Source organism: Colwellia sp. BRX8-9 (assembly GCF_014077245.1).
In the GTDB taxonomy this organism is placed as follows: Bacteria; Pseudomonadota; Gammaproteobacteria; order Enterobacterales; family Alteromonadaceae; genus Colwellia_A.
This window is the reverse complement of record NZ_JACGVN010000001.1, coordinates 122,436-141,496: the sequence shown is the minus strand read 5'-3', so window position 1 is coordinate 141,496 and position 19,061 is coordinate 122,436. Positions and strand designations below refer to the sequence as shown.

17 protein-coding genes are annotated in these 19,061 nt (G+C 37.1%); 16 read left to right on the top strand and 1 reads right to left on the bottom strand.

The window, feature by feature from the left end:
- Positions 1-19: 19 nt before the first annotated feature.
- The 12 genes from H4J70_RS00705 (at position 20) to H4J70_RS00650 (ending at position 14,416) form a co-directional block, all read left to right on the top strand.
- Positions 20-1,246, top strand: a complete 1,227-nt coding sequence (locus tag H4J70_RS00705) for a cyclopropane-fatty-acyl-phospholipid synthase family protein (protein WP_182222668.1) — start codon at positions 20-22, stop codon at positions 1,244-1,246.
- 260 nt (positions 1,247-1,506) lie between these two features.
- Positions 1,507-2,538: a selenide, water dikinase SelD gene (gene selD / locus H4J70_RS00700; protein ID WP_182250490.1), complete on the top strand. Its 1,032-nt coding sequence runs from the start codon at positions 1,507-1,509 to the stop codon at positions 2,536-2,538.
- Positions 2,538-3,644 (top strand): tRNA 2-selenouridine(34) synthase MnmH, encoded by a 1,107-nt coding sequence (gene mnmH, locus H4J70_RS00695; RefSeq protein WP_182250489.1) that lies wholly within the window; start codon positions 2,538-2,540, stop codon positions 3,642-3,644. Before selD ends, mnmH begins: the two co-directional genes overlap by 1 nt.
- A 512-nt stretch (positions 3,645-4,156) precedes the next feature.
- Positions 4,157-4,762: a transcriptional regulator BetI gene (gene betI, locus H4J70_RS00690; protein WP_182250488.1), complete on the top strand. Its 606-nt coding sequence runs from the start codon at positions 4,157-4,159 to the stop codon at positions 4,760-4,762.
- Positions 4,753-6,216, top strand: a complete 1,464-nt coding sequence (gene betB / locus H4J70_RS00685; RefSeq protein ID WP_182250487.1) for a betaine-aldehyde dehydrogenase — start codon at positions 4,753-4,755, stop codon at positions 6,214-6,216. The genes betI and betB overlap by 10 nt, the downstream gene beginning before the upstream one ends.
- Before the next feature lie 88 nt (positions 6,217-6,304).
- Positions 6,305-7,945 (top strand): choline dehydrogenase, encoded by a 1,641-nt coding sequence (gene betA, locus H4J70_RS00680; RefSeq protein WP_182217264.1) that lies wholly within the window; start codon positions 6,305-6,307, stop codon positions 7,943-7,945.
- A gap of 203 nt (positions 7,946-8,148) precedes the next feature.
- The gene (locus H4J70_RS00675; RefSeq protein ID WP_182217262.1) at positions 8,149-9,366 is read left to right on the top strand and encodes a BCCT family transporter; all 1,218 of its coding nucleotides are present in this window, start codon (positions 8,149-8,151) and stop codon (positions 9,364-9,366) included.
- A 45-nt stretch (positions 9,367-9,411) separates the two neighbouring features.
- On the top strand, positions 9,412-10,116 hold the full coding sequence (locus H4J70_RS00670; RefSeq protein ID WP_182230981.1) for a TorF family putative porin: 705 nt from the start codon (positions 9,412-9,414) through the stop codon (positions 10,114-10,116).
- Between the two features lie 299 nt (positions 10,117-10,415).
- Positions 10,416-11,741 carry an aspartate aminotransferase family protein gene (locus H4J70_RS00665; protein WP_182230980.1) on the top strand — a complete coding sequence of 442 codons (1,326 nt, stop codon included), beginning with the start codon at positions 10,416-10,418 and terminating at the stop codon, positions 11,739-11,741.
- 383 nt (positions 11,742-12,124) lie between these two features.
- Positions 12,125-12,679 (top strand): GNAT family N-acetyltransferase, encoded by a 555-nt coding sequence (locus tag H4J70_RS00660; protein WP_182230979.1) that lies wholly within the window; start codon positions 12,125-12,127, stop codon positions 12,677-12,679.
- 312 nt (positions 12,680-12,991) lie between these two features.
- Positions 12,992-13,591 (top strand): hypothetical protein, encoded by a 600-nt coding sequence (locus H4J70_RS00655; protein WP_182230978.1) that lies wholly within the window; start codon positions 12,992-12,994, stop codon positions 13,589-13,591.
- A 306-nt stretch (positions 13,592-13,897) separates the two neighbouring features.
- On the top strand, positions 13,898-14,416 hold the full coding sequence (locus H4J70_RS00650) for a gamma-glutamylcyclotransferase family protein (RefSeq protein WP_182222676.1): 519 nt from the start codon (positions 13,898-13,900) through the stop codon (positions 14,414-14,416).
- Between the two features lie 211 nt (positions 14,417-14,627).
- Here H4J70_RS00650 and H4J70_RS00645 read toward each other — a convergent pair whose 3' ends face one another.
- Positions 14,628-15,968, bottom strand: coding sequence for a GGDEF domain-containing protein (locus tag H4J70_RS00645; RefSeq protein WP_182242597.1), 1,341 nt, complete (start codon positions 15,966-15,968; stop codon positions 14,628-14,630).
- A gap of 1,361 nt (positions 15,969-17,329) precedes the next feature.
- Here H4J70_RS00645 and H4J70_RS00640 point away from each other — a divergent pair.
- From H4J70_RS00640 to H4J70_RS00625, 4 genes are all read left to right on the top strand, one after another.
- Complete coding sequence (locus H4J70_RS00640) at positions 17,330-17,683, top strand: 2OG-Fe(II) oxygenase (protein ID WP_182250486.1); 354 nt, start codon at positions 17,330-17,332, stop codon at positions 17,681-17,683.
- A gap of 100 nt (positions 17,684-17,783) precedes the next feature.
- On the top strand, positions 17,784-18,074 hold the full coding sequence (locus tag H4J70_RS00635; RefSeq protein WP_182204747.1) for a hypothetical protein: 291 nt from the start codon (positions 17,784-17,786) through the stop codon (positions 18,072-18,074).
- A 110-nt stretch (positions 18,075-18,184) separates the two neighbouring features.
- A complete protein-coding gene (locus H4J70_RS00630) occupies positions 18,185-18,526 on the top strand; it encodes a hypothetical protein (protein ID WP_182231375.1) in 342 nt (113 codons plus the stop codon).
- 105 nt (positions 18,527-18,631) lie between these two features.
- A complete protein-coding gene (locus tag H4J70_RS00625) occupies positions 18,632-18,988 on the top strand; it encodes a hypothetical protein (RefSeq protein WP_182250485.1) in 357 nt (118 codons plus the stop codon).
- The last annotated feature ends 73 nt before the right edge of the window (positions 18,989-19,061 follow it).

Below are 19,061 nucleotides of genomic sequence, written 5' to 3'. Positions count from 1 at the left end.
TAAGATTAAGGAGTACCAAATGGAACAAATTGAAGGTGTTAGAACTTTGCAGACAGCGAATTGGATAGATAAGCGTTGTCGTGACATGGTTCATTCTGTCTTTTCGAAGTTATCATATGGCCAATTAGAAGTCGTGGAAGGAACAGAGCATAACATTTTCCCTGAAACACCAGGAAGTTCGCTACTCAAAGGAAAGATCAATATACATGATATAAGTGTTTACCGTGATTTTGTTAAAGGTGGCAGTATCGGTGTATCCGAAGCCTTTATCGAAGGAAAATGGAGCAGTCCTAATCTTACTAATGTCATTAGAATTTTTGCTAAAGCACAACAAGAAACTGATAGCCTTGAGTCAAAAAAGTCATGGTTAAACAAGTTTAAGAACAGCATAACGCATTGGCAGAATAGAAATACTCAATCAGGTTCAAAGAAAAATATTCTTGCTCATTATGACCTTGGTAACGAATTATATACGCGTTTTCTTGATCCAGAAATGATGTATTCGTCTGCAATTTATCCGACCAAAAATGCCACATTAGACGAAGCTCAACTCCATAAACTGGAAACTATTTGTCAGCGTTTATCTTTGTGTGAGAGTGATCATTTACTAGAAATAGGAACAGGTTGGGGCGGTTTAGCTATATATGCAGCACAAAATTATGGCTGTAAAGTAACGACAACAACTATTTCTGACGCGCAATTTAATTATGCCCAGTCGCGTATTGAGAAGTTAGGGTTACAAGATAAGATCACTTTACTCAAACAAGATTATCGCGATTTAACAGGATCATTTGATAAAGTCGTTTCAATTGAGATGATTGAAGCCGTAGGCTATGAATTTTTACCTAGCTTCTTTAAACAATGTAATGATTTATTGAAAAATGGCGGTAAATTACTTATACAGTCAATCACTATCGCCGACCAACGTTTTGATTACTATAGAAGTAACGTAGACTTTATTCAGCGTTATATTTTTCCAGGTGGTTTTTTACCTTCGGTAAATGTACTCTCAGATAATATTACCAAACATAGTAGTCTTGTTGTTGAACAGCTTGATGATATTGGTCTAGATTATGCGCAAACACTAGCACATTGGCGTGAAAAGTTTTTAGTTTCTTGGTCTGATCTTACTCAATTTGGTTATGATGAGACATTTAAACGTCTATGGTTATATTACTTTGCTTACTGTGAAGGCGCATTTTTAGAGCGTTCCACTAGTGCTGTTCATATAGTTGCGCGTAAATAATAAAGTGTTGCAGGCTTGCCTTATTTCTTAATCTTAATTGAATGGATTAAGTAAAGTGCGGGCAGCTTAATTAATAAGTAACCTATTAAACAAAATAGGCAATAATGCCTATTTTGTTGTTATAACATGCCCCAACCAGTCAAATATTAACCGTAATTTCAATATTTATCCTCACATAAACAGCTATATCGTAATACACAGGTGTAACGGTGCCAATATTACTGTAAATTAGCCTATTGCTTTTACTTTATTGAATCCTTATGACACCAATTCGCTTGACCCAATACTCACACGGCGCCGGTTGTGGCTGCAAGATCTCCCCATCGGTACTTGATGTAATGCTTAAATCTTCACTGGTATTGCCTGAACACAAAGAACTATTGGTGGGTAATAGCACTAAAGATGATGCAGCCGTTTTTGATATAGGCAATGGCCAAGGCGTTATTTCAACTACCGATTTCTTTATGCCGATTGTTGATGATCCCACTGATTTTGGTAAAATCGCAGCGTGTAATGCCATCAGTGATATTTATGCTATGGGTGGTAAGCCGATAATGGCAATTGCTATTTTAGGTTGGCCAGTCAATATTTTAGCGCCTGAAATTGCCCAACAAGTACTTGATGGCGCTAGAGCTATTTGTGCTGAAGCTGGGATCCCTTTAGCGGGTGGACATTCTATTGATGCACCTGAGCCTATTTTTGGATTAGCCGTTACCGGTTTAATCAATAATGAGCAGATAAAACGTAATAATACCGCAGGTGTTGGCGATCTATTGTATCTCACTAAACCGTTAGGTATTGGCATTATGACTACCGCTGAAAAGCAAGGTAAATTATTAGCTGAACATGCACACCTAGCGCCACAAGAAATGAAAGCTTTAAACATAATCGGTCAAAAATTTGCAGCTCTAGAAACGGTTACGGCAATGACAGATGTCACCGGTTTCGCACTTTTAGGACATCTTTTAGAAATGTGTCAGGGTAGCAATGTTGCTGCTATTGTCGATTTTAAGCAAATACCTTGTATTGACTTTGTTAATGATTACATTGACCAAGGTTGTATACCGGGTGGCTGTGAACGTAACTTTACCAGTTATGGGGAACATGTTGGCCCGTTAACCCCTAAACAAAAAACACTTTTATGTGATCCGCAAACTAGCGGTGGTTTACTGGTTGCTGTTCAGCCATCAGGTAAGCTAGCCTTTGAAGCTTTATGCCAAGAAAATGGTCTGAATCTTCAACCTATTGGTGAACTAGTGGCTGCAACTTCGCCTACAGTGAGTTTATTGTAATGATTATAAACACCGCTGCTACAGAGCGACTAGACAGCAGCGATTTTCGCACTATTATTCGCAATAAAATTCCTTTGATGGATGTTCGCGCTCCTATTGAATTTGAAAAAGGCGCTTTTAACCAATCTGTTAACTTTCCGCTAATGAATAATGATGAACGAGCGGAAGTAGGGCTCTGCTACAAAAAAAAGGGACAAGCGGCCGCCATTAACCTTGGCAATGAACTTGTTTGTGGACAAAGTAAAGATAATCGCTTGGCACAATGGCAAAGTTTTGTTCAGCAAAACCCGCAAGGTTATTTATATTGTTTTCGTGGCGGTTTACGCTCTCAAACGGTACAGCGTTGGCTAAAAGAATCAGGTATTAATTATCCTTTGCTTATCGGGGGTTACAAAGCACTTCGTCAATTTTTACTCAACGAGCTAGAGCAACTTGCTCTACATCCATTAACTATCTTAGCTGGTAATACCGGCAGTGGTAAAACGCCTTTTCTTGCTCATTGTAGCAATAGTCTTGATTTAGAAGGGGTTGCAGGTCATCGCGGCTCAAGTTTTGGTGGTTTTGTTACCGCACAACCCAGCCAGATAGACTTTGAAAATAAATTGGCTGAATTATACATTACCGGTAATTATAGTTTAGATAAACCGTTGATCTTAGAGGATGAAGGGCGATTAATTGGTAGCGTACATTTACCTGAAAGTTTACGACAAGCAATGACATTAGCGCCAATTGTGGTCATTGAAGAAAGTTTGGACTACCGTCTTGAACATATATTCCAAGAATATATTATAAAGATGACTGCGCAATATCAAACAGCATATGGCGTAGAGCAAGGTTTTATTGCCTTTAGTGAATATTTAGCACACGGCTTATTTAAAGTACGTAAACGTTTAGGTACAGAAAGATATGCACAACTACAGATACTTCAAACTAAGGCATTCACTGAACAGCAAAAGGGTCTAACGCACTATCATTTAGATTGGTTAAAGCCATTACTTGAAGAATACTATGATCCTATGTATCAATATCAGTTAGGTCTCAAGGCCGAAAGGGTGATCTTTCGAGGTAACAATGCCCAATGTTTAGCCTATCTAGAGGGTAAGTAACACACTCAATCTAGATTAATAATTCCTACAGCCGTAATGCATGACGCTAATAACAAATGCTTTGAATTAAGCGTTCTACATTCGTGTCATATTGCGGCATTCTCCTTTGCTTAAACGAGCCAATCACCTAAAGTACGATCACTGATGATATTCGTTAACAGTGGATTGGCCTAAGGCCCAGCGAAAATTCAAGTACTCTCGCGTTTCATTTTTAAAATTTCATTAAAAACAGCCAATTAATCTCACCTTATTTATTAGCGCTGACTAAATAATAGCGGTTTATTTACACTCGCTCATCAATTTACAACCTAAAATATAGTTCGTATACTAACCATTATTATAAGTTTTAAAGTATATTTATACCCATATATGTAGCTTATTATATTGATTTAAAATGATTTTATAGACTTACCTTCACTCTAGAACGATAACAGTAACTTGATAATTTCATTCAGAACCGTTAGAATTATAATTAATTGAACGTTCAATTAAAAATAATATTCGAGAAGTCAGTGCCTAAAATTGGAATGAAGCCCTTACGTAAACAACAGTTAATTGATGCTACCTTAGATTCCGTCGCACAATTTGGTTTACAAAACACCACAATAATAACGATCAGTCGGATCGCTGGCTTATCGTCAGGTATTATTAGTCATTACTTTGGTGGCAAGCAGCAATTAGTAGAAGCAACCGTTAAACACTTGCTTGAACAATTGAAGTTAGCGCTACTCGAACGTGTTAGAGGTCAACATCTTGAGCCAACCGATCGACTTATGATGATTATTGAGGCTAATTTCACTCAATTGCAACGTTCTAAACCCGCAACAAAAACTTGGCTTAGTTTCTGGGCGCAATCAATGCATGAACCAGGATTGGCAAGGCTACAAAATATAAACAGCAAGCGCTTGCACAGCAATCTACTTTTTTCTTTTCGTCAATTATTAAATGACGATTTAGCACTCATCGCCACTAAGCAGGCAGCAGCTATGATAGATGGTTTTTGGTTACGTAGTGCATTAAGCCCAAGCCCTGAAGAAGAGTTCAGGCAAGCCGAGCAATTTTGTAAAAAATTTATAGTCGATCTGCTTAAGCAGTATGGAGAAATATCTTGTCATTAGTATGTTATAAAAACTTTATCGATGGTGCCTACATGGCAAATGATAGCGGCGAAACATTTGAAGTAATTAACCCAGCAACAGGGAAAGTTATCTACAAAGTTGAAGTTGCTGACGAAAAAATTAAACAGCAGGCAATTGCAAGCGCGCAACGTGGATTTGCTACTTGGTCTGCAATGAGCGCAATTGAGCGAAGTCGTATTTTACTTAAAGCGGTTGCCTTATTACGTGAACGTAACGATGAGTTGGCTAAAGTAGAAGTACTTGATACAGGTAAGCCATGGCAAGAAGCCTCAGTAGTCGATGTAGCATCAGGTGCAGATTCGATTGAATTCTTTGCTGGGTTAGCGCCAGGTGTTGAAGGTAATCAACAGTCGGTAGATGGCGATTTTTATTACACGCGTCGCGAGCCATTAGGCATTTGCGCAGGTATCGGTGCTTGGAATTACCCACTACAGATAGCTTGTTGGAAAGCAGCACCAGCGCTTGCCTGTGGTAATTCAATGATTTTTAAACCTTCAGAAGAAACACCTTTAGGCGCTTTAAAACTTGCAGAGATATTTACAGAATCAGGTATTCCTAATGGCGTATTTAATGTTGTTCAAGGGGCAGGTGAGGTAGGTGCGTGGTTGTCTCATCATACAGAAATTGCCAAAGTGTCTTTTACCGGAGAAGTCGGTACAGGTAAAAAAGTGATGGCAGCAGCCGCTACTACGCTTAAAGATGTCACCATGGAGCTTGGAGGTAAGTCGCCATTAATTATTTTTGATGATGCTGATGTCGATAATGCGGTTTCTGCAGCGATGTTAGGTAATTTTTATACTCAAGGCGAAGTTTGTACCAATGGTACACGCGTATTCGTTCAAAAATCTATTTATCCCGTTTTTATTGAAAAGTTACTTCAGCGCACCAGCCAAAATATAATTGCCGGTGACCCTATGGTAGAAGAGACTAACTTTGGTGCACTGATTTCTTTAAAGCATTTAAATCTAGTGATGAAATACATCAAGCTTGGCGTTAGTGAAGGGGCAACCTTATTACATGGCGGGAAAACCCTTCAGCCAGACAATTCACCGGGTGGTTATTTTGTCGCTCCTACTATTTTTACCGACTGTACTGATCAAATGACTATTTGCCGCGAAGAAATTTTTGGGCCAGTGATGTCTGTATTAACATTTGATGACGAAGACGAGGTAATAAAACGCGCAAACTCGACTGACTTTGGTTTAGCCGCAGGTGTGTTTACACAAGATATTACTCGTGCTCACCGAGTGACCCATCAAATGGAAGCAGGAATTTGTTGGATAAATAGTTTTGGTGCTTCTCCGGCTCAAATGCCTGTTGGCGGTTATAAGCAATCTGGCGTTGGTCGTGAAAATGGTCTGGTAACACTCGATTATTACACGCAAATAAAAGCGGTGTATGTTGGGTTACAGCCATTAGACAGCCCTTTTTAATAAAGTTAAAGCTTAGTTAGCGTCCTTAAGCCTTGAATAGTTGCCAAAATTAAATGTTGGCAACCAAAGTAATAAAGTTGAGTGTTAAATGAACAGTGATAATTATGATTACATTATAGTCGGTGCCGGCTCTGCTGGTTGTGTATTAGCGAACCGTCTAAGTGAAGACAGCAACAGTAAAGTTTTGTTACTTGAGACTGGCGGCAGTGACAAAAGCATTTTTATTCAAATGCCTACCGCCTTATCTATTCCGATGAATACCAAGAAATATGCATGGCAGTTTGAAACAGAGCCAGAGCCTAATCTTGATGGCCGACGTATGCATTGCCCTCGTGGTAAAGTATTAGGCGGCTCGTCTTCAATCAACGGCATGGTGTATGTTCGTGGACACGCGCGTGATTTTGATGAATGGCAGGAAAACGGCGCTCAAAACTGGGATTACGCTCATTGTTTACCGTATTTCAAAAAAGCAGAAACATGGGCATTTGCCGGTGATGAATATCGTGGAAAAAATGGACCATTGGGTGTTAATAATGGCAACCAGATGAAAAACCCATTATATAAGGCCTTTGTTGATGCAGGTGTTGAGGCCGGATATAGTGCAACCAGTGACTATAATGGTACTCAGCAAGAAGGCTTTGGACCAATGCACATGACGGTAAAAAAAGGGGTGCGCAGTTCAACCGCTAACGCCTATTTACGACCAGCAATGGCACGTGCAAATTTAACCGTGATAACTCATGCTTTAGTACATAAAGTATTACTTAATGGCAAAAAAGCAGTTGGCGTACGTTACGAACGCAACGGAAAAACAGTTGACGTTGCTGCTAATAAAGATGTTGTTTTATCAGCAGGTCCTGTTGGCTCGCCCCACATACTGCAACTATCAGGTATTGGTCCTAAAGCTGTCCTTGAGGATGCCGGTATTGAATTGATACATGATTTACCTGGCGTTGGCGAAAACTTGCAAGATCATCTTGAGTTCTACTTCCAATTTAAATGTAAGCAGCCGATCACCTTAAATGGCAAGTTAGATTGGTGGAGTAAATTGCAGATTGGTGTTCGTTGGATCCTAACAAAGAAAGGATTAGGCTCGACTAATCACTTTGAATCTTGTGGATTTATTCGCTCTAAACCAACCGCAGAATGGCCAGATATTCAATATCACTTTTTACCTGCAGCGATGCGTTATGACGGCAAAGAGGCCTTTGCAGGTCATGGTTTTCAGGTGCATGTTGGTCATAATAAACCAAAAAGTAGAGGTTTTATTAAGGCTTTGTCGAGTGATCCTAAAGCACACCCGCAAATACGCTTTAATTACCTTGAGCACGAAGAAGACCGCGAAGGTTTTCGTGCCTGTGTTCGCCTAACCCGAGACATTATCAATCAAAGTGCATTAGATAAATATCGAGGTGAAGAAATACAGCCAGGCATTGGTATCCAAAGTGATGACGAAATTGACACTTTTGTTCGTCAATTTGTTGAAAGTGCTTATCATCCGTCATGTTCATGCAAAATGGGCACAGATGAATTGTCGGTTGTAGATCCCCAAACTCGAGTACATGGTATTGAAGGGTTAAGGGTTGTTGATTCGTCAATATTTCCAACTATTCCTAACGGTAATTTAAATGCACCAACCATAATGGTCGCCGAACGTGCCGCCGACATTATTCGTGGCCGAGAAGTTTTATCGCCATCAAACGCCCCTGTCAGCTTAGTGCAAAATTAATAGTAATTGCGCACTAAAGCCAAATCTAAAAATTAACTAACGTTAATCGTCAGTACACGGTTAGATCTTAATTTTCGCCATCAAGATATTTTCATGATGGCGACAATTGAAATCTTCAGCTTAAATTTGCCGTGTACTTTTATAAACCTCAAAGAGGAGTACTACTTGTTTATATTAATTAATACCTTACTCAGGAGACAACTATGACTACATGGTTATCAGCTGGGTTGATATTTACCTTCACCGCCATCGCCTTTGTATTATATCGGTGGGGCAATATTCGCTGTGTCGGTGTAACACCGGTTAAAACATTTACCTTTATTGCTATTTTGTTTACCTCTGGGCTAGATGTTGGCTTGATCATGTTTCCGTTAACCGAATTTGCCGGATATGCTGATTTAGCAACCAACCCCGAATATGGATTTACTAACCCGTTGGCCATAGAGTTTGGCTACTGGGCATTTCTTATCTGGGGATTTTACTTTCTAACTTGTTTCTATTTTTGTGTGATTGAACCTCGTGTACGTTTTTTTGAAATTCCACTGGTTAAACTGGTAAATAACGTAGTTATTATTGGTACCTGTGCTTTTACCGCCTATTTATTATTAACCAATTTACCTTGGTATATGCCTGAACTTGGCGATGGTGAATCTATTGTTAGTAGCTTCTATTTGATTGTATTTTTAGTCATAGCTGCAGCGGTTTATTCAAGTACTAATATTCGTTACGTAAAAATATTAAGTTTGGCAACTACTTGGTTATTTTTGGCATTGATTGGTCTAATGTGGGGTGGGGCTTTTCTTTCAGAAACCTCAAGTATTGGTGAGTTTGCCAACACTATCGCGATGATTGGCGGTTACTTTGGTAATATCCACGAATTTGCTTTGCCTCTTAATGATTACCATGAATTTTACCTTTATTGGTGGTTTGCTTGGAGCATTATGATTGGCCAGTTTACTTCTCGGTTTGTTGGAGGTCTTCGTACTTATCAAGTATTGGCAGCGATGTTGGTTTTTCCTTCTATTCCAATCGCCATATGGTTCTCAGTACTGTATTACTACAGTGCAAATGGGCTAGAGACCGCTGGTTTCTATAATATCGCGATGGCATTTGTTGGCATAACCTTCGTTATTAACTCACTTGATTCATTGATCCGTCTCTATACTGATAATTTGAACTTGAGTGTTGCAAGGCTGGGCAGAGTGAAATATTTCTTCGGCAACTTAATTGCTCTTAGTTTACTTACCCTGTTATTTAAATTAGATTTCTTGCAAATCCAATGGGTTGGCGCTGTCGTTATTGGACTCTTTTTTACTTGCTTTGGTTATATCCTGTTTAACAAGTTTAAAGCCGTTAGCGAAATTGAGCGTTCACCGAAAGAAAATAAAATTGATTTTACTAAAATCGAATTAGTCGAATAGCACCGACCATTTTGTATTTGAATACTAAATAAAAAGAGAAACTAAATGAATAAAAGTATTATAGCTATAGCCGCAAGTTGCCTATTAACATTATCTTCAACCGCACTAGCTGATGTGTCTGCAACAGTTAACATAGCCTCTGATTATACCTTTAACGGTGTTAGCCAAACAGGCAACGATCCAGCATTACAAGCGAGTTTGGATTATGCAGATGATAGCGGCTTTTATGCTGGAACTTGGGCGTCAAACGTTGACTTTGGTCGCTATGAAGACACTAACATTGAGTGGGATGCCTATGTTGGTCAATATTTTCAACTTAACGAAAAAATAGGACTAGATGCAGGTATTGCTTACTATACGTACCACGGCGATAACGTGTCAGATACATACAACTATCCTGAAGCTTATGCAAAATTTGGCTACAGTTCATCGATGGGTAATAGTGAAGTAAACTTTTGGTATAGCTGGGATTATTTTGGTCTTGATGTTAATCATTATATTGCTATGGTTGCTCATACGTTTGAAGTTAAACCGGGTCATAATATTAAGGTAAGTTTTGATCGTTCAATATCAGCGAATAAAGATAAATGGTCGTGGAACGCTAAAGATGCTTACAACCATTACCGCGTTGAATATATGACCCATTGGAACGGCTTTGATGTTGATCTTGCTCTTGAAGATACAAATATGAACATTGATTTGGCTGATACCCGTGTCGTGTTATCTGTATCTCATACCTTCAGCTTATAATTGTATTGGATTAAGTAACGTTTATTGTAGGTAGTTCAACGAGCTATCGACTTATTATCCAAGCCTCAGTGGTTATCACTGAGGCTTTTTTTAGTGTTATGGATAAACAGCAACGGTAGTTTTTAGGCTTGGTTATACCCGGTCACCATGACTTTATTAGCTAATTTACCCCTTTAAAAGACGAATACCTGACTAATTAAAAGATTTACTCTTCCTGAAATTGCGCTATCCCTGTATTATCACCCGATAAAATTTACGTTAATTAATGTTTAAAACATTCAGTGATATAAAGAGCGATCATGACTAAACCACATAAGCCCCAAAGCAATGCTATGCTTAAAAGAGCCCACGAAAATATGCCGTTAGGGGTTGCAGACAGCTACCGTTATTGGGGTGAAGAAAACACCGTATTTTTAAGCAGCATGAAAGGCTGTACCATCACCGATTGTGATCAACAAACGTTTGTTGATTTTCGTTTAGCCTATGGCCCAATTATTCTCGGCTATCGTGACGAACGCGTAGACAATGAAGTGATTAACGCGATCACTAGCGTTGGCACCATTTCGGGTTTCTCTACCGGTCTTGATTCTGATGTGGTTGAATTGGTGAAGTCACTTTGCCCTAATATCGATAAAATGCGCTTTGCTAATTCAGGTACCGAAGCGGTTATTGGCGCAGTGCGCACCGCTCGTGGATTTACAAAACGTAATAAAATAGTCGTGGTTGAAGGTGGCTTTCATGGACTGCATGATGAAGTGATGTGGAAATCTGATGTAGATAACTGGGAAGTCACTGATGAAAACGCGCCTGAAATTATACCTTTTGGCGCAGGTATCCCACAAAGTACGCGTGAACATCAAGTAAGTGTACCGCTTAACGATTTTAAAGCTATCGATACTGTTTTCGCTGAACATGGTCATGATATTGCGGCTATATTGATTGAACCTATCATGGGTAACTGTGGCTCGATTGCCTCAACGCAAGCCTATATGCAAAAGTTGCGTGACACTTGTGATACCAATGGTTCTTTGCTAATTATGGACGAAGTCAAAACGGGTTTTCGTGTTGCCAAGGGCGGAGCACAAGCCTTATATGGTATCTATGCTGATTTAACCACGTATGCAAAAGCTATGGGCAACGGTTACCCGATTGCTGCTTTTGGTGGTAAAGCTAATGTTATGGATGCTATATCATTTGCAAAAGACGGGGTAACTCACGGCGGCACTTATACCGCTAATATGGTGGCACTGAGCGCAGCTAAAGCGACATTAACCGTGCTTAAAGAAACCGATGCACTTGAAACGATTGCGACAGTAGGTCAAAAAATTCAAGCGTTACTCTCAAGAGTATTTACAAAATTTGATATTGAACATTGTTTTGCAGGACCCGATGCAATGTTTGGCGTACATTTTGGTAGTGAAGTACCACAAAATTATCGTGATTGGAAAAAAACGAACAGTGATCTTTATACGCAATTCGCGCTTAACTTAATCGACAATGGCGTTATGTTAGAGCCGGATTCACGTGAACCTTGGTTTATTTGTGAAGCCCACCAAACTGTCGATCTTAAGTGGTTAGAGCAAGTTGCTGAGCAATCAATGAGCGCCGCGATTAACGCGCAGTAACTAGAAGTTTTTTTTCAATTTGTAGACCTAACTTATTATTTAGGTAGCCTAGTAGTAAAAATTTATCGCTATTGATCCGACGTCAATTAGCGATAAATGGACTAAATTTTCATTGCTTAATGCCATGTTAAGCAGTGAAACCTAAAATGGATGTTAATCCTCAATGTTATGCTTTTTATAAAGTAATTTAATAAGTAACAACTATATCAATAACTTAAAGGTAACGCGTTACTTTTGGTTGTGCGTATTTATATTGGCTTAGCCATGGAGTGGTTAAATATCTAACGATGTTAGTTAAAGCACAAGCACTTTAAAAACATATACGGCTAAGGTACAAAAGCCCTGACTACTAATCAATAGATTCAAAGGATATGAGTAATACTATGAGCATAAAATTCAGCCCACTTTCTAAATATGACGTTAATTATAGAAATGTTATTGAGCTTTATAAAGAGGCTTTTACGACAGTAAGGCGTGTTCCTTCTTGGTTGCTTCGCTTCATATTGAGAAAAGGGAAGGACGGCTTTAGCGTTCTTTATGAAAATAATAACTGGATTGGTTTAATCTATCTTACCGAGTATAAAGATACTGTTTTTGTTCATTTCTTTGCTATAGCAGAGGATCAGCGTTCGTCTGGTTATGGGAGTAGGGTATTAGGCGCATTGAAAGAGAAGCATGAAAACAGAGTTGTATTAAATATTGAAGAACTTCAAGTACAACAACAAAACTATCCACAACGAGTTAAACGAAAAGCATTCTATTTAAACAATGGCTTTAGTTCTTCTGGTTACCTAGTTAAAGAGCCAGGGGAGGTACTTGAAATGCTAATACATGGTGGCAGTATCTCCAAAGAAGAGATAGAAGCGATCTATAAAAATCTCTTTGGGGGTATTTTGGGTTCACTTTACCGACCTAAAATAATACCCATTAATGAATAATGTCAACCGTGTATCAAAACAGTCAGTCTCAATGAGGATAAAATGGCTAGATTAAAAAAGTAACATCGAGAAATACAGCAAGAGAACTGCACTTTTGGTGAGTACCTTTTCTTTGCAGCGGCAATTATAGGTTTACTGTTACTGTTGCGTTTTTCACAGCCACTTATTAAACCTATACATAACAAACCTACTAATAAGTAGCATTCATTAATTGTAGCGCTTGACTCCATCTCATTGCATTTTACTAATGAGCGGGTTATTGCTGTTATTATGCAATTAAGATTTCACTCTCCAACAATAAGAAAAACAAAAATGACAAGTAGAAAAATACATAGACTTATAGGTTTAATCCTCATATTACCAATGTTTGGTTGGACAATTACCGGTGTCATATTTTTTATAAAACCCGGCTACAAAGGGGCTTATGAACAATTATCATTAAAAACTTATCCCCTAGAAACACAGTTATTAGTTGATCCAAAAGAAAATTGGAGTGAAGTTAAACTCATCAAAACTATTTTAGGACATCATTTATTGGTTAAATCGCAAGGAAAAACGGAACATTTAGACCCTATTACGCTTCAAGTTAAAGGGTTGCCAACTAAGTTAGAATACAAACGCCTTATTGATGATGCACTTTCAGAAAATAAAGAACGTTATGGCGACATTATTTCTATTGATGGAACAAATGCAAAAACTAGCACAGGTGTTGAAATAAATCTTGATTGGGTAAGCTTAAGGTTAAGCCAGAAGGGCGATGATACTAAGTTAATCAACAGACTTTATAAAATTCATTACCTTCAATGGACACCATTTAAAAATGTAAATTTAGTTTTTGGCGTTTTAGGTTTATTACTATTAGCAACCCTAACCACCTTTGGTATACGGCTTTACATTAAAAATAGAGAGTAATTGCTTAGTGGAGGTATCGGTATTAACCGATACCATACCCGGTTTTCGCACCAAACCTAGATAGGGATATAAAAGACTCTTATAGTGAACTACAAGGCACTAAAGTACCGAGTTTTTCGAGGATACTGATAAAAAAGAGAAACCTATAACTTAGGAATAGAACCATGTAAAAGCTAATGTTTTTTTGTTACCCTTATAGCCGATGTCATAGAATTTCAAACAATAAATAGTTAAATGTTTGTGTTCTATATTTTTAACCAATAATTATTTGCCTGTTGAACAGGTATTAATCGCACAGGAGTTTTGATGAAGTATTTTGCATATGGTTCAAACATGTCCCTTATAAGACTTCAACAAAGGGTGCCAAGTGCCCAAAAAATTGACACAGTAAGTCTTAAAAATCATCAGTTGCGTTTTAATATGAGTGGCAAAGATGGATCAGGTAAATGCGACTCTTTTTATACGAATAATAGTGATGACGTGGTCGTAGGCGCTCTTTTTGAGATAGATGAAAATGAGAAACCCATTTTAGATAGAGCAGAAAGTTTAGGGTCTGGGTATAATGAAAAAACAGTATCCGTAATAAATGAACAGGGAAAAACGTTCGAAGCACTAATTTATTGTGCAATTAGAATAGACCCTTCATTAAAACCATATACTTGGTACCTAAATCACGTCATTGTTGGGGCAAAAGAAACAAAGCTATCTACGGATTATCTCGCTATTATCGAATCTGTTGTCTGTATAGAAGATCCAAATAAAGAGAGAGAAACAAAGGAACGGGCAATGTATAGTTCACACACTATTCAAAAAGACTGTGCCTGAGGAATTCAGCGATTTATAAAGGCATAAAATGGCATTTAAGCAAACAATAAGATTATTTGAGTTAGATTGGTTAATAGTCTTAAGTCAGCATTAAAAAGAGGTTAAAGCGTAACACCGTTCAGGACATGGGTTTGGGTAATATATAAAATCAAACTATATGTAAATCTGCAATCCATGTATACCTTGAGGAATTAGGCGAATATTGAAGTGTTTATATTTGATAATCAGTATTGGGTACATACATACCGCCGTTTTTAGCGTTTTTACCTTGTTTTTTTGACTGATATAAATAATTATCGGCACACTTTAAAAGATTATAGAAATTAAAGCCGCTGTTAATATCATGCAATGCAAATCCTGAAGAAACAGTTACTGAGATATTGTTTTTCTCAAAAATAATATCAAGCTTATCTATTGATGCATTTACACGTTCACTTAAATTACCTAACTCTGTTAAGGAAATGTTTTCGCACAATAAAACGAACTCATCGCCTCCCCATCTTACGAGAACGTCACTGCTACGCAATTGATTTGAAAGTGTTGTCGCTATAGCTTTTAAAACTTCATCACCTGCGGCGTGTCCATAGTTATCGTTAATCGGTTTTAAGTTATCACAATCTACCATTACTACACCGACAGACTCTTTGGTAGTGCTATCACGTCGTTCAAATCTAGACTTAAGCCCTGGTAAGTAATCATCTAAGTAATTTCTAACATAGCAACCTGTTAAATTATCGCGCATTGAATAGCTGAGTTTTTCTAGCATCATTTTATTTCTATTTTTCCAAAGTAATAGCATAACGAATGATAAAACACTTATTAGTATTATGATGAAGATAAAGAGTTGGTTATATTTTTCACTTTTTTGTATAGCTATTTGATTTAAAAGTTTTTCGTTTTCAAGAGATGCAAATTTTTTATCTATGGCTATATTTTTATCCATTTCATAGAGCATATCGACAAACGCTTTAGCTTGATTAGAGTTTTGAAATTCAACATAAGCCAAGAGATGAATCAAAGTGTTCTTGTCATCATTTAAACTCTTGTAAATTTCCGCTAGTAAATAGTTGAGTTCAGAAACCTCTGTTTTATGGCCTAATTCTATTGCTATTTTAAGTGACTCCTTTGCATGAGCTAACGCTAGAGTAAAATTTTTCTGGGTAAAATAAAATGAGGCAATACTTTGATTTGTTATTTGGCTAAGACGAACATCTTGATTATTAACCGCTAAAGAAAGTGATTGTAATAGCAATTCTTCAGCTTTGTTAGCTCTTGCCATTCTTGCGTAAGTTAATCCTTCTAGCCGCTCTAAATAACCAATGCTTTCATAAATAGACTTAGCTCTATTAATTAATTTGAGGATATCTTGATTATTGCTATCGGGTTGATTAATTTTAACACCTGATAAATAGAGTATGGTTAAATGTTCGAGCTTATTATCTCCCAGAGAGGCAGCTTTTTCCAAAGACTTATTAAGACGCAACTCTGCTAAATCATATAATTGCAATTCAGCATAAATCAAACCTAAGTTAAGCAGTGCTCTAACTTCCATTTTTTTGCCATTATGCTCAACAGCGAAGGCATTTAGCTGATTAGTATACTCAATGGCTTTAGCATACTGACCTATCAGTAAGTATGCTCGACTTACTTTGTACAGAGCACTGTTGGTATACTTATTATAAGAAGTGTTATTAAATGCTTGAATAGAATCAGCTAAATATTCTTGCCCCTTAGCCTTATTGCCAGCGTTAATATTAAGGACAGCTAAATTTGCAAAAACAGCGGGTTTGAGAAATGTATAGTCTGAGTTGTTAATTTGTGTGAGCAAGGTGGAAATAAAAGCGTTATGTTGATCGCCTTGAAGGTGTATTAGGTTTTGTAATTTTAAATAGTTATTTATTACCTCATTATCATCGTGCTCACTTTCTGCAGAAGCCAAAAAGGGGAACAAAACAACCATAAATAATATTTTAAATACCCATCGATAAGCCAACATGATACCCGTAAAAATTTTTTTTTAAGTTTAACATGGTTCTAAAAAAAACGGCATATAAAAAAGAAAGAGGACCAGTAGGCCTTAGATAAGACTCGACAATGATAAACGTTTCAATACTCTTGCAACAAAAAAACTCTAGTTGTTAATATTTATAGATTACCCGGTTTGTAATTATCAGAATAGCTACATGCCAATGTTGAAGTATATTTGCATTACATCAACAAGCATAAGTAGGGGAAAGCAAACCACTTATTATCTTGTTTCTGATAAGAGTTAATATCATCTAATAATGGTATTTAATGAAAATATTTTTTACCGCAAGCGTTAGACAAAGTTACATATGCACATACTTTAAGATATTGTAGACATAATCAAAGGCTCTAAAAATAAGGCTTTTCATTATTTAATGTAGTTAAAGTTCAGCGAAGCACTTCAGCATCAAGTATTAACGCCTGAGTCAAGCCAGCAAAGATTTCTGGCCTTTATCTTAATGTTAGTAAGACAGTAATATTTGATGGCATTATTCGCGACGTCACATTACGGAGATAATTTGAATAGTCGATGGCAAAAAGATATCTGTTAGATGCCGCCATTAAAAGTTGATAATTATTACAGTTAGAAAAATCGAAGTTGCCCCACCTGATCACACACAAAATTTATAACTTATTTACTATATTTTAAACAATAATTATTTTTACTGTTCTTTTATACAGCTGGTGTTGTTTTCCTTTCTTTTGCCGAAATACCGAAAGATTCGGTGTTGCACCTTTTGAAATGTTTAATAATAATAAAATGTTAATGTTTTTATTATGTTGTAAAGTATGATAATTGTAACTGTAAATAAACAAAGAATGCTAAGTGTGGTCTACTGCTTAGTTTTTCGGTCTAATAAGCTGTTAGGTGTTTCGAGAGTAAGTATGTCTTTTCTGAGTAAATTATTTCGTTGGGAACGAGGCAGGCAAAAGTCAGGCTACGATAAAATGTTGCTTTGTGGTGCGATATGGCCAATAAAATTTGATACTTATTTGCTCAAATTCTCACAAGGGAGTGAAATAGCACCGCACACAGATAAAGTTGATTCTGGTAAACACTATCGATTAAATATAGTGCTTAAAAAAGCGGATGTGGGTGGTGAGTTTATTTGCACTAATCCTATATTTGAAACAAAGCGGATTAAATTATTCCGACCAGATGTGAGTGAGCACCAAGTATCAAAAGTTGTAAAAGGTAATAGATATTTACTTAGCATTGGGTGGCTTAAAAGCACCTAACAAGCTGTTAAGGCAGGACAAAATTCAGTTGGCTGTTTTCGTTCCTCAACATTTTAGCCAACTAAATTTTGCCTCTTAACAGGGCGTTAGGTATACCATCATGCTGGATGAGTTTCGCTACATACTGACAGAAATTAAAGTTGTTGCAGATCCAAAATGGGGAGCATCAATTGAATTAATTGATTATGAACACCGAGATTATATCGAGGATGTGCTTACAGAGCACTTTGATTTAGAATCGGCTTTTCAATCTAACGAAGATGTGACAAATGATTACGTTTTATATTTTTGTGATAATGCCAGCTTTGACCAAGTTGCCGAAGTAGTAAAAAAAATTAATGAGTATCACCGAGTTAACGATAAAGAATATGCAATAGTAGGGTATACCTAACAAGCCACTCAAGCAGGACAAATAACAGTTGGTTTTGTTCGCTTCGCTCTCTATTATAACCAACTATTATTTGCCTCTTAGTGGGGCGTTAGGTAAACAAGGAGAGATTTGTGCTCGGTGTCATTTTAGTTTCAATAGTATTATTTTTTGTAATAAACAGATTTATTGCAAATAAAGCTACATTCAAAGATGTTTTGTTCTTCTTAGCTATTCCTTTTATAGTTCTATTTGCTACACGTTTATTACTTTGGATTACAGAACTAAATGCAACAATCAATTTAATTATATTATTGTCCATTATTCTGGTAACTATATTTTATGTCTTTGTCCGTTCTAAATCTAAATTTGAGCTCTCAAATAAACATGCGGTAATTGTATCATTTGTTTATTTTTTCAGCTTATGGGCTTCAGAAGTTATAACCGGTTTAACTACGTCATTAATGTTTACCTAACAAGGCATTCAAACGGACAAAAAACAGTTGGTTGTTTTCACTGCGTTCAACATTTTAACCAACAATTTTTTGCCGCTTAATGGGGCGTTATGTGTACAGGGAATTATGCGTCCAGAGTTGAAGCATCAGTTAGAAAAGGAGATTTCAAAAGGTAAGCACAAAAACTTCCGTGCTTGGTCAATTGTATTCCTTGTTTTAATTATTCTTATTTGGCTTGTTATTGGCTTTTCTTCTAAGAGTTCTGTACCAGTTAACGGTATTGCTATTAGTCAGCACGCATCATTGCGTGAAGATGGGCATAAAATTTATCTTATAGTCAAAGTGCCTGATAGGGAAACTCTTGTAAAAGTATCTCTCCCAAAGCATTTGCCTATCAAGCGAAATGTTAAAGTTGAATTACGTAAACATAAATCTACTTTATTCGATACTTTTAGGTATACGTTTGTGCGTTACTTAGAGTAATGTACACATAACAAGCTGTTTAAGAAGGACAAAATACAGTTGGCTGTTTTCGTTCCTCAACATTTTAGCCAAC